Annotated in this window: 16 protein-coding genes; all 16 read right to left on the minus strand. The window is 38.5% G+C overall.

The genetic code is table 11. The features are described 5' to 3' along the window. Positions 1-543 precede the first annotated feature (543 nt). Complete coding sequence (gene brxL, locus I6E24_RS07120) at positions 544-2,571, minus strand: protease Lon-related BREX system protein BrxL (protein WP_235327416.1); 2,028 nt, start codon at positions 2,569-2,571, stop codon at positions 544-546. 2 nt (positions 2,572-2,573) lie between these two features. Continuing rightward, a complete protein-coding gene (gene pglZ / locus I6E24_RS07125; protein ID WP_235327419.1) occupies positions 2,574-5,075 on the minus strand; it encodes a BREX-1 system phosphatase PglZ type A in 2,502 nt (833 codons plus the stop codon). Positions 5,076-5,179: 104 nt separating this feature from the next. Continuing rightward, positions 5,180-6,658 (minus strand): RNA-binding domain-containing protein, encoded by a 1,479-nt coding sequence (locus tag I6E24_RS07130; RefSeq protein WP_154043603.1) that lies wholly within the window; start codon positions 6,656-6,658, stop codon positions 5,180-5,182. A 13-nt stretch (positions 6,659-6,671) separates the two neighbouring features. Beyond that, positions 6,672-10,145, minus strand: a complete 3,474-nt coding sequence (gene pglX / locus I6E24_RS07135) for a BREX-1 system adenine-specific DNA-methyltransferase PglX (RefSeq protein ID WP_235327421.1) — start codon at positions 10,143-10,145, stop codon at positions 6,672-6,674. A 7-nt stretch (positions 10,146-10,152) separates the two neighbouring features. Further along, positions 10,153-11,286 carry a DNA-processing protein DprA gene (locus I6E24_RS07140; protein ID WP_204401099.1) on the minus strand — a complete coding sequence of 378 codons (1,134 nt, stop codon included), beginning with the start codon at positions 11,284-11,286 and terminating at the stop codon, positions 10,153-10,155. Beyond that, positions 11,283-13,493, minus strand: a complete 2,211-nt coding sequence (locus I6E24_RS07145; protein WP_235327423.1) for a RecQ family ATP-dependent DNA helicase — start codon at positions 13,491-13,493, stop codon at positions 11,283-11,285. Before I6E24_RS07145 ends, I6E24_RS07140 begins: the two co-directional genes overlap by 4 nt. Positions 13,494-13,555: 62 nt before the next feature. After that, positions 13,556-14,236 (minus strand): retron system putative HNH endonuclease, encoded by a 681-nt coding sequence (locus I6E24_RS07150; protein ID WP_235327425.1) that lies wholly within the window; start codon positions 14,234-14,236, stop codon positions 13,556-13,558. After that, on the minus strand, positions 14,233-15,552 hold the full coding sequence (locus I6E24_RS07155) for an AAA family ATPase (RefSeq protein ID WP_204401093.1): 1,320 nt from the start codon (positions 15,550-15,552) through the stop codon (positions 14,233-14,235). Before I6E24_RS07155 ends, I6E24_RS07150 begins: the two co-directional genes overlap by 4 nt. Before the next feature lie 14 nt (positions 15,553-15,566). After that, a complete protein-coding gene (brxC, locus tag I6E24_RS07160; RefSeq protein ID WP_235327427.1) occupies positions 15,567-19,106 on the minus strand; it encodes a BREX system P-loop protein BrxC in 3,540 nt (1,179 codons plus the stop codon). Positions 19,107-19,111: 5 nt separating this feature from the next. Further along, the gene (locus I6E24_RS07165; RefSeq protein ID WP_235327429.1) at positions 19,112-19,714 is read right to left on the minus strand and encodes a DUF1788 domain-containing protein; all 603 of its coding nucleotides are present in this window, start codon (positions 19,712-19,714) and stop codon (positions 19,112-19,114) included. After that, positions 19,707-20,339, minus strand: a complete 633-nt coding sequence (locus tag I6E24_RS07170) for a DUF1819 family protein (protein ID WP_235327439.1) — start codon at positions 20,337-20,339, stop codon at positions 19,707-19,709. Before I6E24_RS07170 ends, I6E24_RS07165 begins: the two co-directional genes overlap by 8 nt. A 1,255-nt stretch (positions 20,340-21,594) precedes the next feature. Next, the gene (locus I6E24_RS07175; RefSeq protein WP_235327431.1) at positions 21,595-22,386 is read right to left on the minus strand and encodes an N-acetylmuramoyl-L-alanine amidase family protein; all 792 of its coding nucleotides are present in this window, start codon (positions 22,384-22,386) and stop codon (positions 21,595-21,597) included. 12 nt (positions 22,387-22,398) lie between these two features. After that, positions 22,399-22,911, minus strand: a complete 513-nt coding sequence (locus I6E24_RS07180; protein WP_235327441.1) for a TlpA family protein disulfide reductase — start codon at positions 22,909-22,911, stop codon at positions 22,399-22,401. A gap of 197 nt (positions 22,912-23,108) precedes the next feature. Next, positions 23,109-24,641, minus strand: coding sequence for an acyl-CoA carboxylase subunit beta (locus I6E24_RS07185; protein ID WP_235327433.1), 1,533 nt, complete (start codon positions 24,639-24,641; stop codon positions 23,109-23,111). A 2-nt stretch (positions 24,642-24,643) separates the two neighbouring features. Beyond that, positions 24,644-25,159 (minus strand): biotin/lipoyl-containing protein, encoded by a 516-nt coding sequence (locus I6E24_RS07190; protein ID WP_235327435.1) that lies wholly within the window; start codon positions 25,157-25,159, stop codon positions 24,644-24,646. A gap of 12 nt (positions 25,160-25,171) precedes the next feature. Then, complete coding sequence (gene accC, locus I6E24_RS07195; protein WP_235327437.1) at positions 25,172-26,683, minus strand: acetyl-CoA carboxylase biotin carboxylase subunit; 1,512 nt, start codon at positions 26,681-26,683, stop codon at positions 25,172-25,174. Positions 26,684-26,950 lie beyond the last annotated feature (267 nt).

The raw sequence follows: 26,950 nt of genomic DNA on the forward strand, positions 1-26,950 counted from the left end.
TTTCTATAAACATCTGGAATATATCATTTAGCTCTTTATCCTAAAGTTGTTCTTTAAAATCCGTTATATCACATTCTTTTTTCTCGAGGAGTTAATAAAACCAACCGATACTCAATTTTATCATCTTCTTCTCACTTGCAAAGATAACATTTCTTTCTGAAAAGGTCATATACACAGACCGCATGTTTGGCTGTCGGAAGAATTGTGATAACGGTAGCGAACAACTATACAATAAACATAAGGCACGGTTCTTTCCTTCTGTATTTATCTGTTCCATCTGTTTTTCATCTATTTTCAATATTGTTGTCCTGGCTTGAGCCTTAGCTATTACCCGTTCAAAGTTCCAATATTTTACGTACCCCATAACACGTGCCAACTTACGCGAATTCCATCATTCCTTACCATCTGTCTTTTCCTGATTTTGGTTAACTGTTATAATAAAATCTGTTCACTCTATGTTCACTAACCGTTCGTTATGCGTTCACCGAGCGTATTGCAAACCTTTTGCAAAAGGTTTTAAAAGGCTTTGCAAAAACAAGTACATTATTTTATTCCTAATGCTTTAAAAGCCGCATCAACAGGATCAGAATATACATCCAGACTGAACTTAGAAATTAAATCTGCTGGTACTTTAGAATACTGCATCATGTCAGCCACCGGTATCAGAATACGTTTGGCCCCGGCATCATGCGCAATTTGTAATGCACCAGCCAAGTCACTCGTCGGAATTATTGTGCCGCCAATACTCATAGATCCCAGTACACACATCTGGCTTTGAATACTCCTTCCTGTTATTCCTGAAACAAGTGATATAAATACAGCCAATTCCAGTCCGGACAAAACACCAAGACCATTAATATCAGTGGCCTTTATATGCATTTCGCAATCTGCAAACCTTGCATTCTGGCTTATTCGGTTAAGATTGGAACGACAATAGTTTACAGCCTCTTTCAGTTCATCACTTATCTTTGTTCCAGAGCCAAATCCTGTATGCGTAAACTTACCATTACCAGGCATAATCTGCAAGTCAAGACGAACAAGGCCAAGATTACCTTCATCCGGCTGATTCGCTATACTGTAAAGTGCACCCGGCTGCAAGTCTCCCTCAGGAATAAGAGCAGAGCCACCATTCTCAGGCGTACTTACATACCGCTCTTCCCCATCCTCCAAATCTATATAACTGAAATGTACATCATAAAATTCCAAACCACCTATTTTCTTTAACTGCTCCTTTATACGTCTGCGCCCTACCAAGGCATATTCCAAACAAAGACGCACATCCTCCTTATCATACACTCCATCCGGGAAAAGGAGTTTCATCAGTCCGCTTACAGTCTTCTTGACAGCTATTACATCTCTTTGGTTAAGATCTTTTCCCAATCTGAAATACTTCTGAATGGCATCACTGAAATTCCGCTTTCTCATTTCCCTAAGACACTCAGAAAAATAATCAGAGATAAATCCGTATGAGTCTGTAAAAAATTCCGGTCTCATCTTAGGGATTTCCCATCCAGGAAGATAATGATGAAAACGGTCAAAGAAAGCAGTGTCAATCATATCTTTAGGGAATGGAGATAATAAATGACTGACTTTTACAAGATTCTCAATGCTACCATTGATGTTTCCAACAAAAACCATTGAAGTATTGGCATTTATACTTTCCTTTCCACGGCTGAAAGAACCGTTAGCCATATACCCCTTCATTATCTGAATACCATCCTTATCTTTCATATTGATACCAGCCACCTCATCGAAAGCCACTACATCCCATGTACCTACAAGCCCTACAGTATGGCGTCCCATATTATAGAAAAGATTTGCAACTGTAGTCTGTCCGCCAGATATCAAAATAGAATATGGAGACAGTTCATCATATACATACGATTTACCAGTACCACGAGGTCCAAGTTCACATATATTGTAATTATTCTCCACAAAAGGAATCATTCTTGCCACAAGATGCCATCTTGTCTGCTTATCAAGATTTGAAGGTTCCATACCAACACTACGACATATCACCTCTATCCATTCCTCCAGAGTAAAGAATTTCCTGTTACCGATATATTCCTCCACATCGGTAGCCGGCATCTGGATAGGTTTAAGATTCGCTATTCTGAATGGAGAAGTCCTTGAATTCTCGTCATAGACATATTCCATATCAATAATACACCAAATACCACCGCACAACAGTTTCTCATACTTTCTGATATAACTGTCATCTACAGTAATCTTGTTGATATTTATATTGAATATATGTCCCTCATAGCTGTCGGTATTCTCATTCAGTCTTGCTGATACTTTGTCTATAATCTTATAACGTCCCTTTTCGCGAATTTTTGATTTTATTTTTTCGGCCTCATCCGGACGAACAAAATTATCGGCAAGCACATGCTTGACCATTCCTATTCCCTGTTTTATATCATCTTCATTATCTGTAGCACAATACATTCCCAACAGGTATTCCAGAACATAGCTAGGAACATTTGCACCTTCCTTTATATTCTTTGTAAGGTCTTTTCGTACCACCTTACCCGCATAATACTGATTAAGCTTTATATCAAGTTCATCCATAATTACCATTCAGCTTCAAACATAACCTTTACTTTATAAATTTCTTCCTTATAAGGAACAAATTGACTTGTGTTTTCTACCTGTCTCTCCATTCTCAACACCACTTCCTGACCATTAAGTTGTGATATTATATTTTTGAATCGGAATGTATGTTTCTGCTCTCTTGATACCGATTCATTATTTCTGCTGTCAAAAGTCATAATAACAGAATCTGATATCATATCATTATCGGCATTATAGAAAGCCATTCGTAAAGTCACACCCTTGACTTTCTCCGTAGCCACATCAATCTGATAGAATTTAACAGACAAATTAGCGGTAGTAATGTTCGACTGTTTTCCCAATATATCCACATCCACATTCCTCACATCACCTGTTTTCTTTATATTGACACGCATAACAGGCACCACCACCTCCTGAGGCATACATCCACCATGAATAAAACGACTTCCCGAACCTTGTTTTCTGATACGGTTTATTCCCTTACAAATCTGAATATCAACACCCTCTTTCACTCCTACTTGCTCACTTTTCCAAGTCCTTACACCATTGCCCTCCCAAAGACCAGTACCAATCACGAATCTACGGTTTTCAATAAAGCAATTTCCACCTTGAGCCTTAAAATCAGTAAAGTCAGTTTCATCCAGATTCTCATTCTGGTAAATATACCCATGATCTGAAGTTATAATGATATTACTTCCGTTGGCAGTTCTGATAAATTTTACAAGACGCAGAATCTTATCCATCTCATCCTCGGTTGCCTTGAACACATTTTTTTCAGTTGCCAGAGAATCACCTACTTTATCAATCGTATTGCTATAAATATATACCAGGTCATAATCTTTCACCCATTCCTTACCATTACTTATGGCAAGCAATTCATCTGCCTTGATGGCAATACTTCTCTGTACAGCTGACTGCAATATTTTCGACCTGTTATCAGTTCCTTTAGTGCTTCTACCGTCGGCATAAACTTCATCGCTATGTTTTTCAAACGAAAGTTCCTTATGCGGCAGAAGGGCAGCCATACCCAACTGCGTATATGATGGCTGCACACACAGCATTGGAGGATTCATTATCGTCTCCATCCTGTTTTCGTGGGCTATACGATATTCCAACTCTTTCATAGTCTCATATCTTAGAGCATCACTTATTATAACAAAGAGTCTTTTGCCCTTTGAAACAAACTGACTGACATGAATATCAAAGAAACTCCTTTGCGATAGCACATCATCAATATTCCATGAAGGCATCTTATCAACTAAAGGTTGCCATTTCTTTGCAAGTTCCGATAAATACGCATTTGTATATGCCTGTTCTACTTTGCTTGTAACATCTGCCAACAAGTTATAGCTCTCAGCCTGATTTGCTTCTCTGAAATAATGACGGTAATGCAAATCAATGGTATATAATTCATTGACATATAGCCCGAAGCCCTCTTCAGGAGTAGATATAATCAGACCTTGTATTTTTTTTTCAATATCCTCAAAAAGTCTTCTCGCTTCGAGTAAAGCCAACATTGTATGTTGCGCCACATCAAAAAACAGCTTGTTACGCCTCAACTCCACTACAGATTCCACCATTTCGGCTGTAATCCCACCGTTAATAACCTCATTATGTAAATTTAAGGATATAACCTTATCCACACATGGGAAAGTATCAATCTGCACCAGTTTTTTCAACGGTTCACCCTTAATAAGCTGCATAACACCTAATTCATTTTCAAGCACCTCAGCCCACTTGCGATAAAGACTTCCCCACAAACGGCTATCCCTCCAGTCGCGCATGAAAATATGAGCCTCATTAGAAAGTACGGAATGGTTGAGTACACAGTTCAGTTCATCCTGAAACAGAACTATGATAAGACTTTTTATATTACGCTCTCTGTCATAACCAAAAGCCTCTTCCACCTTATCCCAGTAATATCCAGAAAGATTATATTTCTCAAGACGTTCAGCAATATCAGACGATTCGTTCATACACTCATCAGCCAAAACGTACGTCAGTTGCTCATAACCCGACGTATTACTACCAGATGCAATGGAAATCATCACTTCGGTTATCTCACTGACATTCATACCATTCTGCAGCAATTCAGAACATTTCTTTCTGTTTCTTGCCGATTTGAAGAACTCATAATGTCTGTCAATAATGGCAGATTTCAGTTCAAAAGGTATCCCACATTCCGCAGCATATATGGAAGACATATCTGCAGCAAAAATCTCCCCTTCCTCCTGGATATCCAACAGCCAGTTGTCTTCATCATCCGGTTTCTCGTCCTTGCTATATATAAGAAACCCCTTTACAGGTTGTTCACCGCATTCAATACGATACTTGACACCAAAAGGATTGCCATCAAGTACGACAGTTTCAACCCCATCTATATTTATATCAGAAGCAAAATCCTCCATTTCTCCTCCTGCATCATACCAGAATATGTAACGATGTTTTGTAAAGAGATTTTCTAAAATCTGCTGTATCTTTATTTTATTGGAATCACTCATCGCTTAATCTTTATTATACACCACCTTTACTCTTGAGCATCAAAGCTTTATATATTTCCAAAAGACTTGGAAAAAACTTGGAAAAAACTTGGAAAAAACTTGACCTATTCCATAACCAAACAATATTTCTGCTTACTGCTTTTAGGTTTATCCGGTATTGTCATAGCTACAACTCCGGCCTTAACCATCTTTTCCATATATTTAATTTTAAAATTACGTGTCTCATAACCAAGTTCTTTAGCCAGAAAACTTGCAGAAGCAGGCTCCTTAAGAAGGGTTATAATGCGCATCAGCTCGTCCTTCTCTTCTGCATTGAAGAATTCCGGAATCAACTTGGCTTCTATCCGATGGAACGTCATAGTTAAATCCTCTTTGTAATCCTGTAAATCAGAGTGATTTATTGCCGAATGACAAATAACTTCAAAAGCCGTAATTTTATCTACATTGAATATCGGTTCTTTTCCTCCATTCTCAACCATCATATTCTTTACACGGCTTATTCCTCTATTGAACATATTCACATAACCCAAAATTTTCAATGCCTGAGCAATGATAGGGTTCCTATAATCGTTCACTTCAGGAAAGTTCTCCGGACGTGCTTTGCCATACAGACCTCCGGGGTTCATTATCTCTATACGGTTTGAAAACTGATAAAAGCGAGTAGGCATATTCGACTGGTAATCCCTATGCATGCAAGCGTTCAGAATCAATTCCCTTAAAGCATCTGCAGGATAGTTTGACTGATTCTTTTCCCTTAATGTACTAATTGCTACAGGACGTGTTTTCATCACACCAAAATCAATGAAAGCCTCCAACTGTGGCATCATTTTGGCAAGACAGTAGCAGAATGGCTTTTCATTATCAATCTCCGCCCCCTTGTCCAACCCGTTAAAACGTACATATTGCAAATAAGCCCCATATAAGAACCGTTTCGGATTTTTTCCAAATAATACAATACAGGCATTTGTAGGGCAATTGTTCTCTACATCATACAGTCCTAATGCCGCCATTTGTTGCTCTATCGTCCTGTCATCATTTACAAGTTCTTCTGAACTGACAGCTTTAGGTATATATTCATTTTTTATTATATCAATATATACATCATCAATTGTGGCGTTATAGCAAGGAGAAGCATCAAAAGTAGCCATATTGCTCATACGCTTTTCCGTCAGGATTCTCTCTTCATCAATAGTAGCGATATCCCTTCGTGGACCTATACGAATAAAAGTTCTACCCCTGTATCTCACCGGAGTAGAAAAAGACGGTTGTACCTCAACTACAAGAATATCTCCCCCCTCCAGTTCATATCTTTCACAAGTCATCATAGGGATAGGCAAAATATTTCCATCACTACGAATTCCGGATATCTTCTTAAAAAGATTATCATCCACTTTCAGTCCTGACAGTTCACCATTGTCTTTGGCACCAATAATAAGATATCCATTCTGTCGTGAATTGGACATGTCATTGCTGAAGGCACAAATAGCTTCCTGAAATTTGTCCATATCACCGGTACTTACAGTACGTTCTACACGCGAGGTTTCAGTACTTTTCAACAATCTATATATCTCTTCCTTTGTCATAGCCATTATATTTTTATTCTTCCTTATCCAATCCCTTGATAGGCTCTACCAAAGGATAGAACTTCGGATAATTGACACGTACTCCGTCATCCAAATCGATGCTCAGTCTTTGACTTGCCATTTGCACGAGTTGCTGTTCAAATTCCTTCACTTCCTTAATTTTGTCCATAAACTCATCGGCTGTTTTACGGGCCTTATTGCGCTGCGCCTGGCTCAGGTCGTCACGCATCATCATGTCCTGCGCTTCGTTATACTGTTGCTCTATCTTGTCTATGTAAGGCACTACATAGTCTGCATGAAGTTTCGACAATGTATCACTCTCCAAGCGGTGCATATACACCAAAGCCTTGAAATATCCTTTTTTCTTTTTGTCTCCCATCTTCGATGAGAATAACCAGTATATAGGACGTTTCTGATACATTTTTCCGTCTATATGGTCAGTATAGAAATCCTTGAAAAGATATTCACGCAGCGACTTGCATTTGCCAAGATTATTATTGATATAAGAAAGATTCTCCTGATAACTTTCTTCACCAAATATAGTTTTTACTGCCTGCTCTATACGTACGGTCATATCGTCGGCAAAATATTCCACATCTAAGATAGGAATAATTCCATCATCATCTATCTGTAATCTGCCTTCCGCTCCATTGTCAAGTCCTTCAACTTTCAGTCCTAATTCGTTCAAGTCCTGATGCTGGCTGGCGATAATCAAGCCCGGTTTATCTATGCTGTAGCGCCCCATAAAGCAACCTACAAGATAACTGATGAATTGCTTCACTATAACATCATCATGCCATACTAATTTGTTATCTTCTATACTGATTTCCCCTTTCTGAAGAATGGTTACTTCATCAAGAGGAACATCAGGAGTAAGTTCATCCTGCAAACCGTATATTTCTATAAACTGACGGTTAAGTTCTTCTTCATTGGTATGGAGCTGATAGAATTTTTCTTCCCATAATGCTTTATATTCAAGTACAAGAGCATATAATGAAAAATACCTCAATACCTTAACATCTTCTAATCTAACAGATATTTCACCTAAACCTTCTTTTTGAAGACGGATAATTTCGTTTTCTTTAAAGTCCCATGAAGTTTCATGAGCATCCCAATCAAATTTGGAAATAGAAATATTTTTTTGTACTTGTTCATTTATAATACTTTGATTTTTACAGATGTATGGTAATCTAGCAAAAACGCCATTTGACAAATTAAGAGTTGGATTCATTATATTAAATAGTACCTCAGAAACTTTCGAATTAGATAATCCAAGTATATATAAATTCGTTTCAACTTCATCTGTATAACAGCACATACCACACATATTTGGTATAAATCCAATAGGATAAAATCTAAAATTTAGTTTAGTTGAACTAATAACGCTCCATGATACTGCAGCCCTAAAATAAAATGAAGGATTTCTAATAACAGCTCCATTATAGTTTTTTATTTCAATTCCATTATTTTCCCAATTAACTACATAATCCTGATTCCCATACCATTTTCTGAAACTACCTCCCTTATTATGAGAAAACCATTTTTTCTTAATTACTAAAGCTTCATCTGCTGAGTTACATCCAAAGCCAATCTTTCCAAGATTGACTTCAAACCATAATCTGAGAAATCTCGCATTGTCTGCTGTTGCTAAGCCCTGTGTTGGCTTGCAAACAGCAGACAATGCGAGATTTCCCGCGAAGCGGGAAAAAATTTTTTCAGAAACCCAGTATCCAATCGGTGAACCTGGAATTTTACTAAAATTATTCTGAGAAACATTAATAAACTCATTGTTTCTCTTCAAAAAAGAAATCTCTTTTTCTGAACTATTCTCTCCATCTATAAGACGATAATATGCTCCTCCAAATTCATCAGGTTTATGTTTGGCAATTACAAAAGTAGCACATTGAACTACTTCGCCTTTAATCTCATCAAAAGCATTCGGTCCTAAATGCAATAAAGAATCAATATTATATTTAGCCAATAAATCTTCCCTAAGCCTCTCGTATGAAGAAAGAAACATCCATGATTGCATATTTATCATACCTACCTTGCCATTATCAACACTAAAAGCAAGACAACGTTCCATAAATGTAGCCATGGTATCCGACTTACTGTTTGGATAATTTGCAATAATATAGCTTTTTAATACATCGCAAAATCCCTTACCCAAATACGGCGGATTAGTCACCACACAATGATACTTACGTGACAAAAACTCAGCCTGTTTCTTCAGCAAATCCAGGTTTGCCCCAAAAAGTCCACCTGCAACTTTTATTCTATCATACTCCTCAGCTTCAATCTGTAAAAGAGAACCTATAGTGTCAACATTCTCAAACTGCCACATTCCGGATTTCTTGTCCCAGTTTCCTGCAGCTTCAATAGTATCGCGGTCAATATTCTGCAATGCAATCACATTAGGTACTACAGCCTTGCGCAGATAGCGACTGTGATAGGCACGCGCTTTCATAGTAAGGGCAAAGGCTGCCAACTGATAACAGCGGCTGTCAATATCGATACCAAACAAATTGTTGGTAAGCACCATATAAGGTATCTCCCTCGTCTGATAACCTTCTTCCTCATACATCTTACAGAATAAGTCGAAAGCATAAACCAAAACATGTCCGCTACCCATGCACGGGTCGATAAATGTGATGTCACTTACCGAATTTATTCCTTCCGGTATGCTGTCTGTCTGCCCAGCAGGAGTAGGAATATAATAAGGCATATCCTCTTTCAACCAGCTTTCGGGATGAAGAGTCATCCATATACGACCCAAAGAATTTTCCACCATATAGCGAACCACCCAATGCGGAGTGAACAGCTGTGTGGCGGCGGCCTGCTCGTCACTCTTCAGTCCACCTTTCCTGCTCTTCTTTGCCTCGGCATCCGCTTTGCGGTCTGTTATATAGAACTGATACAGCCAGCCCATAACTTCCACGTTCAGACAGTCATCGTCTGTCATTCCATTACAAATGTCAGTCACAAAACTCTGATCCGAAAGCAGGTTTTCGGGTAATAACAACTCTGTATAATCACTGATATGTTCAAACAGGAATGGCATTGTTTCACCCAACACATTACATTTTGCAACCAACAGACGGCGATACAGTGCAGCTTCGGGCAACAGCAGTTCTTCCTTCTTTATGTTAAGTTCCTCATCCACAGCTCCGCTCATGGCATCCTGCAATATTTCAGGACGCATCTGCCCCGGAGCAGGAGTAACCACCATAGGAGAATTATAGCCGTTGGCATCCATAAAGCGCAGAGCCATCACACGGTTGAACCATGTGTAAGCCACTTCCTCTATCACTCCGTCCTCACCTTTAACCTCAATCCTCTCTTTCAGTTTGATAATCTGTGCTTCATATCCACGCAATTCTGCAGTATCCTGAGTAAGTACAAACTCCAGGCGTGTTCCTATCAACTGCAGAAGTTTTATTCTTGTCTGCTGTGCAAATGTCTTTAATGCTGATGTATTTGTTGCCATAAAAGTCTTATTCAAAATCAAGAGCCAGATTTTTAGACTGACTGTTTTTTAAACTGTAATATACTCTGTTTTTTATTTTATTCTTTTCTACCTGCGACATAGTCTCAAGAAATTTTTTCATTTTTGCATCAGACCAGTCTATATTAAGTCGAATAAGAATATCTTTAGAAGAACAAGAATCTACTGATGATAATATTTTTACAATCTTATCATTCAGTATTTCTGTTTCTTTCTGTTCCTCTGTCTTCAGATCTTCTGCATCAGGCTTGATAGTATTACCATTTATATCTACAGCCATAGCTCCTTTCTGGATAAGCTGCACATTAGCATTCTTTTCTCCCGTCTCAGGCCATCGAACATAAATGGCTCTGTTTTTCCTTAATCCATCCAACACACCGGACCACGTTCCTCCTTTATCATCACTCTGTGCCACATAAATATGCGAAGCCATACCATATATAATAGGATTTCTTGCCATAGCAAACTCTTTACTCCATGGTGCTTTAGGAGCAAACGAACTCATAACAAGAACATGTCCCTGAATGATATGTTTATAATATTGTTTAAATCCCGATGCAAACGTCATAATTCCCTGGGGTAGAACGATTATACTTTTACCGCCCGCTTCGAGTGCCGAGTCAAGCGCCTGTCTGTCCACTCCTTTTGCAAACCCACTTACAACAACTCCATTTGAAGCTGAAATACGTTTTGCTACATTATCTGTAAACTGTAATGATATTTTATCTGCATTTCTGGAGCCCACTATTGCTATTGATGATTGATTGAGAAGTTCCTTGTTGCCCTTGGTGAATATTACAGTTGGAGCAGCTTTACCAAGATTCTTCTTTAATATTTTAGGATACTCATCACAATGGATAGGCAAGATTTCATATCCTTGCGACAACATGTCTTCCACCATAAATGAATTGTTTGGCAATTGTTCATAAGCTGCACTGAAAAGTTCTTTTTCTTCGTCCGTCAACAATAATTCATCCCAACATGATCTGTCCTCAAATAAATCAATTACCGATATTTGAGGATTATGTTCAAAACATTTTACATATATTTCATTTTTTCTTCGAGTCCATATTTTCGGCATAAGTGCCAGAGTAACCCAATATGTCAATTCCTGATTTGTCATAACGTACCTCCTACTGTTTTTGCTATTACTATTGGAACAATCCATTTGGTGCCTCTTTCTGTCAATGTTTTTCCAATCTCTTTCAATGTGGCGCCACTATCATAAATGTCATCTATAAGAAGAATTGTTTTACCTCTCACCAACTCTGATTCTATAGTAAAAGCATCTTTCACATTATCTTGTTTACTATACGAATTCTGAAATATTTTCTGTTCCTCTGTTTCTCTTGTTTTAATTAAGCTATGCGAAATAGGAACTTTTATAGTATTTGCAAACTTTATCGCAAAGTTTTTTACAAGATCACCGGAATGTGTCGGAGGAACATATAATACGAGATCGAACTTTATTTCTCTATATTTCTTACCAAAAACAGAAAGAGTCTTTTTCAATAAGAAATCGGGGAAATCGCCACCTCCTTCGTATTTCGATCTGTGCAGGGCTGCTCCTATGTTCGATACTCCATAATAAGATGCAGCATATCCGTCAGTCAGTCTTGACGCGTTATGCTGATGCCTGTCAGACAAATCACGTAAAACACACGCTTCTTCCTCACCGAATTCACTGTAATTAATTTTATTGATATATGTACCCACAACTTCATTATTCCTCAATACCTCTACTACATTGGGATATGGCATTCTAATCTTCAATCCTGTTCCGGATTTCAGAGTATGAGCGGCCAATTCAAGTTTTGGGAAATAGGAATCTCTGAAATCTTCTAATTTTGCGGATATTTCTTCATCATATTCTACTTCTAACTTCTTTAGATTAGTATTGTCACAATTAGTATATACACTGTTTTCATCACTATCAAGAAACTTACACAAATATTCCATCCTTGGCATATCAGTATAAACATAATTCACCATAGAGTCTAAGTCCTTAATTTTAGCCTTTCGTAACTCCTCAAACTTAGACACATCGAGTTCATTAGCTTTATATTGATATTCATACTTCTTCTGCTTTGTTCCATACTGAGCTTCCTTAATGATTCCCTGGTCTATAAGATCTGCTTTAATCACTCTTATCTGGTTTTGTTTAAGATTTGCCCTCTTCATAATCTCTCTTTCCGAAAGAGGTTCTTGTTTCAACAAATCAATCACCCTTTCATATTTCTTTATTCCAGGACGTGAACCTTCAATAAACGAATATGGCAATGAATAATCAGCCGGAACACCATCTTCCTTACCTTTATTCTCGTTAAAAAATAAGATAATCCTTGTAGGCAAACCATCTCTTCCTGCCCTTCCTATCTCCTGATAATAATGTATTGGTGAAGCGGGAATCTGAGTATGAATGATAAAACGTATATCAGGCTTGTCAATACCCATACCTAAAGCATTAGTAGAGACTATACATTTCCACCTGTTCTCCATCAAACCTTTTTCGACTTCCTTACGTGTGTCAGCGTCATAACCTGCATTATAATCAATGGCATCAATACCGCAATACTGCAACCAATGTGCATATATTTCTGTATCAACTCTGGTACCTGTATATATCAATCCTGTTCCATCAAGATTGACAAGATTTGATGCAAGCCAAATCATTTTCTCATCTTCAGAGTTTACTCTTATCACCTGAAGATAGAGATTCTCCCTTGAAAGGTTTCCTCTGATGGTTGTAAGACGACCACCTATTTGCTCCTCTATATCTCTCTGAACCCTCTTTGTTGCGGTTGCAGTAGTTGCCAATACAGGAAGATTTTTCGGAAGCAACTGTACCAAATTTATTATTCTTCTGAAAGCCGGACGAAAATCATGTCCCCATGTAGAAATGGTATGAGCTTCATCAATGACTACCATTGAAAGGTTCATGTTTCTTGTAGCTTCAATCCACTCCTGATTTTCCTGTCTTTCTGGAGCGATATAAAGTATTTTTATTTCCCCTTTCAATGCTTTCTCTATAACAAGTGTATTATCTTCCTGCGACTGTTCAGAATTAATATATGCTGCTGATATTCCTTTTTTGTTCAAACTGCGTACCTGGTCACGCATTAAAGCAATCAATGGAGAAAATATTACAGTTATCCCAGGAAACTGAGTAGCAGGAAACTGGTAGCACAATGACTTGCCAAATCCTGTACGCTCAATCATGAGGATACGTTCTCCTCGAAGTATCCTGTCAATAGCTTTCCACTGTTCGCCATAGAAATGTTCTATTCCGAATACAGTTTTAAGTCTTTCTTCTGCTTCTACTCTTGTCATTGCCTCCATATTTATAATCAATTTAGTTCAATAAACATATAATTACAGGACGAATCACACTCTCACTGATTTATAAGCATACCTGAATAAGGGGTATCAATCGATTTATATTGATTTATTGATTCTGTAGAGGATAGAATAATTTCATTGATTGAATCACGTAATTCATCTGTTAAAACAGGAGATTCAAGCAGTTTCTGCATTTTCTCCAAATTATCCTTTTCTCTAATATATAACTCATATAACTGTGCCCTGTCATTTACTAAAACGGCCCTGTCATTAAGCTTAAACATATCTATAGTATTCTTCCCTTCATCTGTTATGCCAACCAACATATAACGGTTAAACCGTATATGTTCCGTTGGCTCCTCAAATGCCGGATTAATGACAAGAGGCTCTTCAACATCTGTACTTCCCGGAACTGTTACCCTATTGGCCTCATTTTTTAAAGGGAAATTGGTCTTTTTATAGGTTCTGTTACATAAATCACAGGAATAAAGAAGATTATTCCAATCATGCCCCAACCAATAATAGATAGACTTAGGACGATAATGTTCTACATCATTATACTCTCTTGTAATACGGCTTTCACAATAAGCACATTTATAATGCTGATCCTCTAAAAGTTGATCACGTACATCATCCGCTTTATAAATAGACTCCTTTACCTCATCAAGACCGGTTGGAACAGGTGCATTCCGTAATGTCAAGGGTATTACGTTTGACTTAGTTATCTTCCTCATAACTCAATGTTTAATTGTTTTGCCAGTTTTTCAATCAATTGAGCAGAACGAATTGCATCGGAATTAGGAATGGAAGTCAATCCTTTCATTTCTTCATCCAACTCAGCCAGACGATTCTTCTCTTCAGCAGTAAGTTCAGCTTTTGAAAGTAAAGTATTGCGTTCTTCAATCCTGTCATCCCATTCAGGAGAATGAAGATAATTCAAACCAAACAGATCACTGAGCAGCACTTGTCCTACGTTAGATATCTGTACATCTTCATGTATCAGATTTTCATCGTCATTAATATTATTCAGATTAACTATCTGTGCAATCTCTGCTGCGCCAACCACTATTACAGGACTGTGGGTAGAGACAATGAACTGTATATTCGGAAATACCCTTGTCAGTTGCAACAGAATTTCACGCTGCCAGCGTGGATGAAGATGCAAATCCACTTCATCTATCAAAACTATTCCGGTTGTATTCAAAGGATTGTCCATGCCCGGATTAGCCTCAGCCATGCGTGCTGCAAGATCAGCCACCATTGCTATGACTATCTTATAGCCTTCGCTTAACTGTTCTATGCGAAGTTCATGAGTAGAGCCATCATCATCTATCCTGTCCATAATAAAGCGGAGTGGTCTTGTCTCGATTCGCGGATTACGGTAACAATCAACGACTTCGGACAAGGCTCGCCTCACAGCATTAAGTACTGGAGAACTATAATTGAAATCTCTACGTTTCTCCCTGTCTCTTCTTTCCTGGTCTTCCATCAAATCGAACCAGCCGAAAAAACGTTTGAAATCTGTTTCCGGGTTGATTGCACTCTTATAACAGTCCCATCTCTCAAAAGCCTGCTGGAAGCCTCTACGGCGTTCAGGCACCTGGAACTGTCCTCTTCCTGTGCCGTAATATGCAAATATTGGTAGTTCTACATTGGCATCCCCAGCCAAAATTGCATCTTTCTTTGATATAGCAGCCTGCTTCAATTGTTCATAATTGGCCTTGGGTGTATTTTGTGTTCCCTTACGGAATCGTATCGAACTCATCGCAATTCCATTGTCTGATAATTCTGCGGAAACGGTGAGATATTTGCTTCTTCTTCCTCTACGATCAATATGAACGTCCAAATCTGACAGCTGAATATTAGAAATACCAGGAAATTGAGCAGAATATGGTGCCATAACTGTTGCTATGGCATCCAATATAGTAGTTTTTCCAAAACCATTGTCGCCTAAAAGAATCACAACATTCTTTGTAGAATCTAAAACCAACTCTTTCGTCTGTTCACCAATCAGACGCATATTTGTTATTGAAATTCTGTCTAACCGCATAATGATATGATTTTTCAGTTCAACATTATATTCTTGTTCTGATGTATATATTCCAGCATCTTATTCTTTACTTTATTAAGATATGCCTCTACATCGGCCTCTGTTTCAAGCATAACCTTGTCAAAGTGTACATTCATTGCTACAGACTTCTGTACAAATGTCTTGACAGGTTTCTTGACCTTTACAGGTTTATCATCCTTGGTTTCCTCTTCCGAATCCGGATTTGTTGGAATCTTTTTGGCAGCCTGTTCTTCCAACCATTCGTTTATGGATTTCAAACTATTTTCGTAAGCTTTGCTGATATCAGAATTCATGGCCTTAAGGTTTCCAATATACCTTTCTTCCTTAGCCTTCTGACTTAAAATATCGAAAATCAGGACTATCTGATGTCGCAGATTATCACTCACTTCATCAAACGACGGAATAGCCTTAACAGCAGATAGTTTCTGCTCTATCAGCATTAGAACTTCTGATTGTGATTCTGCCTGAAGTTTCTGAATCTCACTGCTTATTTCATTCAGAAGTTCATTAGCCTTAGTCATATCCTTCCACGGCTGTCTGCTTTCATATATTCTGCCAAGGCTGTCTGTCTTTTCCTTAGATACATAAGCCAAATTAGCCTGATTACCTGTACGGAAAACTTCTATACGCTTATATATGGCAAACTGAGCACTGTTGATAAATGAGCTTATTTCGTCAGCAATATCCAGTTTATCATCCAAAGCATTATCAATTTTCTTGGTATTCTGATACAATCCCGGATAAGCATACGATGCTATGTTTTTTAATTCTGATATTACCGGTTCCAACGGCTTCACAAATTCATAATGATTTCTCTCGGATACAGTTCTAAGATAGTCCACTTCCTTATTCATACGTTCGATAAAAGCAGAGTGAACATCCTTCGCACTTGTAGCTATACAACCTTCATTATTGAAGAACTCTTTGTAAAGGTCCTTCAGTTTCTTGATTTGTGAAGCGGTTATTGTTTCTTCTATATCAACAACAGTATTAGCCTGCTGAGTTGAATTGGTAAGTGCAGTATATATATCACGGTCGGCTATAGGCACTCCATTATTTCGGAAAGAGATTTTCTCCATCTTGAACAATTTGGCCAGAATACAGAGAGTAGCTGTTTCGTACCAACCGTATGTACCACCTTTGAACTTATCTACAATATCCTTAACCTTAGTCCTTATAGCCAACTGTTTCTGTCTCGATATTTCATTAAATATTTCCAGCGTACATGCATCGTCCTCGTATGCTCCATAACCGCTACCACTGAACGGACTGTTGATAACATCTTTCAGCATACTGTCATCGTAATCGATGGTGAGCATCTTCAGGTTTGTGTAAGTCAGTTCTACCAACTGTTTCATTCCTTCTGTGAGGCGTGTTTTAAGTTCCTGACTCTTTATATCCGTCAGTTCCTGACCTCCCAAGTACATTCTGGCCGATTTTGTAAGTTCAGTCAGTCGAGTGACTATCGCTTCACGACGACGGCTGTTTACTCTTCGTTTATCCGAGATTATCTGCTGGCGATAGCCGTCATCATTTCTGGACAGTAAACGCGTAAGACACTTGTCAGCTTTTTTGTACATCACGAGGTCTTCCGACAATTCCTTGTCTTCGCCAAGTACTACACAAAGCTGATTGCCATGCTTCATAGAATACATACACAGGTTATTTTTGGAACTACTGTCAAGTTCATTCAACGGCGTGATGAAATGAATATACATTTCCGCTTCGCGTCCGTCCATAACCTCGTCCACCATTCTTCCGTATGGGAATATCTTAAAGTTGGATAACTTGATTTTAGATTCCGAGAAAATATCGTCACGGAAAATCTTTTTCAGCTCTTCATTAATCGCTTCAGGACGAAGTTCTTCATTCTTTATCTCATTTTCAATGTCTTTCTCTTCATTGGTCTGAAAATGATATTCATCATTAGCTCCCTTTTCTACATAAGACTGACGCACAAGCTTATTCAATGCCTCATGAATATCGCTTCTGTAGGCCGGAAAGTCCGAATCAAGTGTAGGCAGCAGGATGCGTGTAATATTGTCAAGTGTAGCAGGGAAGCCATTCACATACTTCAAAAGGAACAATGCTTTCAAGACATCAAGAGCCAATGTATCATTCAGTGCACGTTCAGCCTGCTGGATGTCAGAAGTAATCCTTGTCTGAAGAATATCACGCAATCCTTCGTACATATCGCAAAAACGGACTATTTTAGAAAGGTCTTTATCTTTATACCGTTTTGCAACTGTCTGCATAATGCTGAGCATTGAACGTTCGCCCACAGAAGTCTGTGTTCCTGTAAATGCGCTGTGACTGCTCAATTCGATTATAGATTTCTGCAACAGACTGAACTGATAATCCATAAATGGAAAGCTGATTGCAAACTGTCCTTCACTTTTGTAATTATTCTTAAACTGGCTCTGGTCTCCAAAATTAAACAGACTCTTGATGATATTCTTCTGTTTGTCATACTCGGCACAAAGAACAGCCTGCGGTTCATCCTTCTTTTCAAGCAAACGACGCTTGATAACCTCATCGGCATTGGCACTTGTCAAAGAAAGGCGTGTAGTAAAACGTCCCTGAATACGTGAGAAATCATTAGACTGCTGTTTGTTCAAATCGCCAAGCGTAGAATCCATATCCATCTGTGATGTCACCACCATAAATGCCCTTCCGTCAGTCTTGTCAGTCAATCCCTCAGCAATGGTCTGCAATGATAACATACGGTGCACGTCCTTGCCGATGAACTGTCCTACTTCATCAACAAAAAACACGAAACGGCTCTTTTGCGGCTGTTTGTCAAGATGTTCTTTAACTAAAGCGACAAAACTGTCTATATCCATCTTGAAATTGGAAATCTGCGCACGGATATTCTTCTCGGCTGTTTCCTTGTCGATACCTTCAATCAGTGCTACCACCTGTGCAAGCTTCTGCAGCTTTAGCAGAATTGTCTTGCGTGCTTCATACCATTTTTCTCCGTGCAAACGTTCGTATTCCGATTTCAGCAATTCATATTTCCCCTGATTGTCAAAATATCTTTCTATCTCAGCTATTTCAGGTTTCTTATCGTCATAACCGAATTTCCTGTTGAACACTTTCAGGAAAATGGCAAGTACAGGATCACTTGTATTTTTACCTAATCCGTCATGCAACTCCTGAATATTGAAGAGTACTGTTTCTGTAGGAATCTTACACGCAGAAACTATATTACGTTTAAGTTCAAAATCATCTTCCGCTTTATCTGCAAATATATCTCCACATTTACGGCCTTTTATCTCAAACCTGTTTTCAAGCACGTATGAAAGAATTTTCAGTAAGTGTGATTTACCACTACCGAAATCACCTGAAATCCAAACACAGTTTACTTTCTGTGAAGAAGACAATGTATCGAAAAGACGGGGCAAAAGACGTATCTGTTCGGCTGTTATTACATACTCTGTTATTTCTTCTTCTAACTGTGTTGTGCTATCAGCCTTAATAACACCGTTAATTTCACGATTTATATCTTTTCTATATATAGATTCCTGTATCATGGTATTCATAAGTTTTCGTAAGTAGTTTCAATATCATTAAGATTATGCGCTCTATAGTGATTGTCTGCAGGAAGTTTTCCGAATAGCGATATCTGCAGTCTGTTGTACTCTCCAGGGAAGAAAAGAACAATGTTTGCATTATCGGCCAATCCTTCCATATTGTTGACAATGCTGTGTGAACGAATAAAAGGATATACCCGACCCACCCCTGTTATAAAAACAAAATCATATTTGTTTTCCTCTATCATCGAGCGCATTCGTGGTATGAGAATTTCTTTTGTATCAAATATACTTTCAAACGTAGCGTTCAAATCGTCTTTATCGATATTTTTCTCATCCTCAAGTAAAGTTTCCAAAATACCTTCTTCATCAATAATTTCCAAAGCCAACCTATATAAATCCACAACAATGGAATTCTTTCCTAACTTTGACAGTCTGGAAACAAGCCTTTCTACCTGTGTATTGAGTTCAGTCTGTCCGGACACAGGAATAGGTTGAATATATAATGGCAGTTCTCCACCAAGATTTTTTCCAAAATCCGGCGATGAAAGTTTTTGATATACTTTTTCAAAAACCGTATCCATATCGGATGTTAATATATTATTCATAAAGGCTTATGGCATTATTTATTTCGTTATTCGAATACAGATAGATTCCCAACCATTTAGGATTATCCTTAACAACTATTCTTTCTATATGCTCCGGCAAATAAGGCCGACGTAAAATTCCCGTATCTATAGACTCTATAAGTTCAGCCTGCTCCAATATGCGAAAAATCACCTGCCGTATTTTTCTTAAAGTCAAATCTGTTATGGTTTCCAACTCTGGATGAACATATTTGCTCTCGTTGAAAAATTCATTGAAATTAGCATGTGTAATTTTCTCATGCATACTAAAAAAGCATTCTCTAACATTGATAAAGATAAAATCGAATATAAATGAATGAGCTTTACACACGGCAAGGAGAAGTAAAAGCCGTCGTACAGAATTTGTCCCTGCAACCAAAAGATTCTGTTCTTCCTCATTCAGTACTTCTATACGTTGTTTTACCAAAGAGAACAATCTTTTATTTGTTGAAACTTTTTCCTTTCGCATCAGATTTTCCCTCAAAGCACATTCTCTGGTTCTATTCCAATCACGTCCCGTTTCAAGAAACACTTCCGCAACAGCACAAGTTTCCTCCATCAAAAGCGTCCCTGCAGTAAATGATATTCTATACTTTTCTTCTTGCATCACAAATAACTCTATTTTACCTCATACTTCTCATTATATATGCAAAAATAAGTAAAATATGTCATTTTTCAGATTGAATATACTAAAATATTACCATATAAAAGCATAATTCACGTTTTGAACAGAATTATCAGTAAAACATAAAAATCGAGTTGCCCGGTAATTCCGAACAACTCGTCCTTTAACTTTGAACTATTCGAAAATTTTGAATAGTTCAAAGTTGTTATTTTATCAAGTACTTCCAGAGATACACCTGCAAGCACCCGACCTTATAAACTTACGTCTAAATGTAAATATATATTATTATACACTTAAAAACAGTAAAATTATTCATTATTATCTCCAGCCGGAGAAAACCCTTTTCCGCCCACCCAAAATAGCAAACTCAAAACTTGGATTTTTTTCATCGTAACAAAAATACGCCTCTTTATTATTTGTCATTTTTTGCTCTCATGCTATCAGACAAGCCGTTTAATATAGATTTATTTATACGAAAACACGGGCACATCCGTAAGTGCTAATTTTCACTTACTATTGCTAATATAAATTACATGAGTCTGACTGGTTTTATGAAATTTTCTTAGTGCTACGAATAAAAAAACGCATAATTCACTTAAGATTTTACGGTCATTACGGTCACTACGGTCATATGATCCTATTTTTTTCGTCATATAGAACCATAACTCATTATATATAAACAGATTATACAAATAATACTTATTTCAAGCCATATAATCGGTGATATTCAGGATTAACTTATCACTTATAAAAAACATAGGCTTATTTTATAAATACACACTGTATTTACAATATAAAGAGTATGCTCAATTTTGGAATATTTTAACATTTATTAATTTCATAAACATACTGTTTTGAGATATAAAATTACCATTCTTCAAGTTGGCATAGGGTTAAAGAAATTTTCAATATCGGAACTTATTAGGAAATACGACATTAGCTAATTCGTAAAAAAATGGGTTCATATGACCGTAGTGACCGTAATGACCCCCAATTAAGCTATTTTTTATACTATAAGCACATTAATAACAGACGAAAATCATATATTAGGCTGCATTAAAATTTAACATAAAGTAACACACAAGCCAAATCCAATTCAGTACATTTCACCCACTTTTAAATCCATAAAAAAACACGGGCATGTTTAAGACAAAACGTGCCCGTGTTTAAGACAAAACGCGGGCACGTTTAAAATCGAATAAGAACAGGTACAAAAAATGCTGTTCTACATCGCTGTTTATTTCTTCTTATAATCTTTCACTATAGCCTCAGTTATCCAGTTGGCCAAGGCCTGGCGGTTATTTGGAATCACCAGACGCTTCTGGTCAAGGGCGTTCTGCATATTGCCCAGCTCCATAAACACAGCTACGGGAGTGGTATTCCTCAACACATAAAGATTACGCTCGCTTACTGTTCCGCTGAAGCCCCTACCCGGCTGATGTTTTCTGTATTTGCCTTTGAAAGTCTTTTGAATTTCTGTTGCAAGACGCTCTCCGTATTTGCTTTTAGGAGCATGATAGAAATAAACGTCTGTCTGTTTGCTTCTTGAACGACTGTCAACGTGAATGAATATGGCACGCTTATAGCTGCTCTTATCCTTGCGGTAGAGATTGTTTATAGCTACACACCTCTGCTTCAGACGTTCTATCTGATTCAAAGGTATCGGCTTGCCCATACAGGTTTCACGCTTGCTATTCTTCAGGATATAGGAGTCACGAATACCGTCTTTCGCATCCTGAATGATAAAATATACTTTTGCACCTCTTTCCAGTAGTTCCTTGCCCAAGCGCAATATTATATCGTAAGCGTATTCATCCTCATGCAGTTCCTTACCCTGATACTTACCTATACAGCCGGGGTCGGGTCCTCCATGTCCACTCACGAGATAGAACACGGCTCCCTTAAGTGATGAAGATGATACGGTATAATATGAATGCGACTTGCCGAACAGAGGTTCTTTCTTAGTTTGAGCCGATAATGAAAAAGATATTACACACAGGAATGACAATAAAAACCAAATGCGCTTCATATAATTTTACCGTCAGTCTTTTAACAGTTCATCAATCTTACTGCACAATGCCTTGAACTCATCCTCATTATAAAGCCTTGTCATCATAACGATTCTACCATCACGGCCAACAAGGACATTCCTTGTTATCCCGGCATTTCTTTCAGCATAAAGAGCAAATATATCTGCCCCAGGATCGAGCCCGAGCGGATAAGTAATCTTTGTCTGTTTTGCAAAAGCCTTAACACGCTCCAACGGTTCATCACGGTCTATACCGTAAAGGGCAAACTCTTTGTTGTCCTTGTGCTTCTGCCATATATCGCTCTCAATATAAGGCATCTCCTTACGGCACACACCGCACCAGCTGGCTGTAAACTGAAGCATGACAACTTTTCCACGAAGTGATGAAAGTTTCACTTTAGTTCCGTCTGTGAGAGTCATTTCGAAATCAGGGGCCATATCTCCTACCTTTACTATATATCCGGCCTTATCGGCTACCGGGGTTTGCGACATCAAATTTGTTACACCAAAAAGGCAGATAAACATGGCTGCCAACATGATAAGTCTTTTCATAAGCTTCTGAATTTATAATTTATCCGGGGTAAAGTTACGAAAAAACATCGGTACTGTGAAGGATGTGAAAGATTTGTAAACATAAAAAAGATGAACAGCAACATGACAAGACAATTTTTTTCAGTCTTAAAATGTTACTGTTCATCTGCTGTTATTATTTGCCTATCTTATTACAAAGGCATGTTTCCATGTTTCTTAGGAGGATTGCTCTGACTCTTGTTCTGAGTCATTTCCAACGCCTGAATAAGTTTGTGTCTTGTATCTTTAGGAAGAATGATTTCATCAATATATCCCTGCTCAGCAGCACGATATGGGTTAGAGAATTTCTCCTTGTATTCTTCTACTGCCTTAGCCTTTTCTTCAGGAGTAGCCTTGCGATAAAGGATATTTACAGCTCCATCAGCACCCATAACGGCAATCTCGGCTGTAGGATATGAGAAGTTTACATCCGAGCCGATAGGCTTGCTGTTCATTACGATATATGCACCACCGTATGCCTTACGTGTGATAACAGTAATCTTAGGCACTGTAGCCTCAGCATAGGCATAAACAATCTTGGCACCGTGACGGATAATTCCGTTGTGTTCCTGATCGCAGCCTGGCAAGAATCCAGGTACGTCAACAAACGAAATGATAGGAATATTGAAGCAGTCGCAGAAACGGATGAAACGAGCAGCCTTGTCAGAAGCGTCAATATCAAGCACACCGGCAAGATATGCAGGCTGGTTTGCAACGATACCTACAGAACGACCTCCCATACGGGCAAATCCCACTACCATGTTCTTTGCAAAGTGTGGCATTACTTCGTAGAAGTACTGATTATCCACTACAGGCTCGATGATATTCTTGATATCATAAGGCATGTTAGGATCGTCAGGAATAACTGACATCAGTGATTCGTCTGCTCTGCGGATATCATCAGAACATGGCTGAACAGGAGCATCTTCCATATTGTTTGACGGAAGGAAGCTCAACAGCTCGCGGATACCCATAAGTGTTTCTTCTTCTGTATCGCAAAGGAAGTGAGTAACACCACTCTTGCTGCTGTGTGTGTATGCACCGCCAAGTTCTTCCTTATCAACTTCTTCGTGAGTTACAGTCTTAACCACATCCGGACCAGTGATGAACATGTGACTCTTTTCCTTCACCATGAAGATGAAGTCAGTAAGTGCAGGAGAATAGCATGCGCCACCGGCACAAGGACCAAGGATAGCAGATATCTGTGGAATAACACCTGAAGCGATAGTGTTCTGATAGAAGATAGAAGCATAACCTGAGATACTTCCCACACCTTCCTGGATACGTGCGCCACCCGAGTCGTTCAATGCAATTACCGGAGCACCGTTCTTGAGTGCCAACTGCTGTACCTTTACAATCTTCTGTGCGCCTGTCACACTAAGTGTACCGCCATATACAGTGAAATCGTAAGCATATACATAAACCAGACGTCCGTCCACTTTACCATAACCACACACGATACCATCACCTGGAATATGGTTCTTTTCCATACCGAAGTCTGTGCAGTGATGTATCACGAACTTATCTATTTCGTTGAATGTTCCTTTGTCAAGCAACATGTCTATACGTTCGCGAGCAGTCATGTGTCCGTTGGCATGCTGTTTTTCCACACGCTCTACTCCACCGCCCTGAGAAGCCTTCTTGTCAAGCTCCTGAAAATATTTGTATTGTTCTTCTGTTGTCATAATCAATCTTCTTTAATAATGTCCAAAGTCATAACCACCTGATTGGCATTCACTGAATCGCCCTCTTTAACGAGGATATCCTTAACCACACAAGGAGCGCTTACCTTGTAGTTACTCTGCATCTTCATAGCTTCGATAACCACTACTATATCTCCGCTTTCAAGTCTGTCGCCTACAGAAACCGGTATGCTTACAATCTTACCAGGCATAGGAGAAACAATCTTGTCCTGCTGTTTTTCTTCACCACCCTTGCGAGTACGCAGGTACTTGGCCTGCGAATCTATAACATCAATATTGTATGACTGATAGTGAGCGTTTACTGTATAGCTCTTTCCGCCTTCCTTGCGGATAAGTTCAGTATTATACGATTTACCATTGTGTATAATCGAACAGCTACCATTTTCTGCCATTACGATATCAACGTCGTAAGGAACACCATCGATAGTTAACTGCACTTTATTACCTTCCTTGCTGACCAATGTAACGTCGGCAACTCTGTTTCCTATATGTATTTCCATTTGACTAACTACTTAAATCCTTAATACACCTTTCTGCAATCCAAATTCTCTCCATCTGCTGATAGGACGGTTATCCGAAGATGTACCCTTGTTTTCTTCCAGATTCATCAGATAGTCGATGTATGCAGCTATCATGGCTATGTTTTCAGTCTCCTCTTCCTTCTTACCAGCCCATTCCTTAAGCATGTCCTGATGCTTAGGTATAAAGAGAGTATTGTAATGACCTTCTACGAAATCAGGAACATTCATTATATGGCGAAGGTAACTGATGTTAGTCTTAAGTCCTGTAATCTTGTATTCATACAGAACTCGACGCATACGCTCGATGGCAAACTCACGTGTAGTAGCCCATACTATCAGCTTACCTATCATCGGGTCATAATAGATAGGAATTTCGTAGCTTTCGTATACATAGCTGTCTATACGTACACCGATACCGTTAGGTTCCATCAGCTGTTTGATGATACCCGGCGAAGGCATAAAGTTATTGTCTGTATCTTCGGCACAGATACGGCATTCGATGGCGTGTCCTCTCTGTCTAAGGTCTTCCTGTTTCAGATGCAGAGGTTCGTTGTTCGCGATACGCAACTGTTCCTTAACAAGGTCAACACCAACAACTTCTTCTGTGATAGGATGCTCAACCTGAAGACGTGTATTCATCTCAAGGAAATAGAAATTACGGTTCTTGTCAACAAGGAATTCAATTGTACCCGCACCTTTATAATTTACAGCCTTTGCGGCAGCTACAGCGGCCTTACCCATTTTCTCACGCAACTCAGGAGTTACGAATGGAGAAGGAGTTTCTTCTACCACTTTCTGATTTCTGCGCTGTATAGAACATTCTCTTTCAAACAAATGGATGGCATTGCCATAATTGTCGCCCAAAATCTGGAACTCAATGTGATGAGGTTCTTCAACAAATTTTTCCAAATATACAGTGTCGTCACCAAATGAAGACATTGATTCAGAACGGGCTGTATTGTATGCTTCTTCCACTTCATCCTCATTATGAATAAGACGCATACCTTTACCACCGCCACCCATTGAGGCCTTAAGCATTACAGGATAACCTATTTCATTACATATTTTCTTTGCCTCTTCTACATTCTGTAAAGGTTTTTCGGTTCCGGGTACGACAGGTACTCCGGCAGCAATCATGTGTTTTCTCGCTGAAATCTTGTCTCCCATAGCATCCATAGTTTCAGGATCAGGACCTATGAAGATGATTCCCTCCTGCTTACATCTGCGGGCAAATTCAGAATTTTCGGAAAGGAAACCATATCCCGGATGAATAGCATCTGCACCATGACGCTTGGCTGCCTCAATGATTTTGTCAATATTCAAATAACTCTCACGAGATGCAGCAGGACCTATGAAACAAGCTTCATCTGCATATAATACGTGGCGAGCCGCTCTATCGGCCTCAGAGAATACAGCTACAGTTCTGATTCCCATCTCTCGACAAGAACGCATAACACGCACAGCAATCTCTCCACGATTAGCTATCAATACTTTCTGTATCATGCTCTATGTTTTTAGTTTATATACTTTGTTAGGCGTATGCCGAGTGCGGCACACAAAATCATATTCTGTGCAAAAATATTAAAAGAATTACAAACGCATGCTTAATAACATCTTTTTAAGCCAGAGCCACGCCTGTATTTCATTTTTTTTAACAGCTATAATATATTTAATAGGCAAATGCAATATGGGTATAGCAAAATAACAACAAAATCCGAACTACAACAGCATAGTGTATTTACAACGAATAAATACGATACACTATTGTAG

The organism is Bacteroides caecigallinarum (genome assembly GCF_021530995.1).
Taxonomy (GTDB): Bacteria; Bacteroidota; Bacteroidia; order Bacteroidales; family Bacteroidaceae; genus Phocaeicola; species Phocaeicola faecigallinarum.

Excerpts from the sequence above, each read along its gene's own strand:
- I6E24_RS07165 (WP_235327429.1), bottom strand. The coding sequence starts at position 19,714 with ATGAATAATATATTAACATCCGATATGGATACGGTTTTTGAAAAAGTA.
- I6E24_RS07155 (WP_204401093.1), bottom strand. The coding sequence starts at position 15,552 with ATGCGGTTAGACAGAATTTCAATAACAAATATGCGTCTGATTGGTGAA.
- I6E24_RS07150 (WP_235327425.1), bottom strand. The coding sequence starts at position 14,236 with ATGAGGAAGATAACTAAGTCAAACGTAATACCCTTGACATTACGGAAT.
- I6E24_RS07175 (WP_235327431.1), bottom strand. The coding sequence starts at position 22,386 with ATGAAGCGCATTTGGTTTTTATTGTCATTCCTGTGTGTAATATCTTTT.
- I6E24_RS07145 (WP_235327423.1), bottom strand. The coding sequence starts at position 13,493 with ATGACAAGAGTAGAAGCAGAAGAAAGACTTAAAACTGTATTCGGAATA.
- I6E24_RS07190 (WP_235327435.1), bottom strand. The coding sequence starts at position 25,159 with ATGGAAATACATATAGGAAACAGAGTTGCCGACGTTACATTGGTCAGC.
- I6E24_RS07170 (WP_235327439.1), bottom strand. The coding sequence starts at position 20,339 with ATGCAAGAAGAAAAGTATAGAATATCATTTACTGCAGGGACGCTTTTG.
- pglX (WP_235327421.1), bottom strand. The coding sequence starts at position 10,145 with ATGGCAACAAATACATCAGCATTAAAGACATTTGCACAGCAGACAAGA.
- I6E24_RS07130 (WP_154043603.1), bottom strand. The coding sequence starts at position 6,658 with ATGACAAAGGAAGAGATATATAGATTGTTGAAAAGTACTGAAACCTCG.
- I6E24_RS07185 (WP_235327433.1), bottom strand. The coding sequence starts at position 24,641 with ATGACAACAGAAGAACAATACAAATATTTTCAGGAGCTTGACAAGAAG.
- accC (WP_235327437.1), bottom strand. The coding sequence starts at position 26,683 with ATGATACAGAAAGTATTGATAGCTAATCGTGGAGAGATTGCTGTGCGT.
- I6E24_RS07180 (WP_235327441.1), bottom strand. The coding sequence starts at position 22,911 with ATGTTTATCTGCCTTTTTGGTGTAACAAATTTGATGTCGCAAACCCCG.
- brxL (WP_235327416.1), bottom strand. The coding sequence starts at position 2,571 with ATGGATGAACTTGATATAAAGCTTAATCAGTATTATGCGGGTAAGGTG.
- brxC (WP_235327427.1), bottom strand. The coding sequence starts at position 19,106 with ATGATACAGGAATCTATATATAGAAAAGATATAAATCGTGAAATTAAC.
- I6E24_RS07140 (WP_204401099.1), bottom strand. The coding sequence starts at position 11,286 with ATGACAAATCAGGAATTGACATATTGGGTTACTCTGGCACTTATGCCG.
- pglZ (WP_235327419.1), bottom strand. The coding sequence starts at position 5,075 with ATGAGTGATTCCAATAAAATAAAGATACAGCAGATTTTAGAAAATCTC.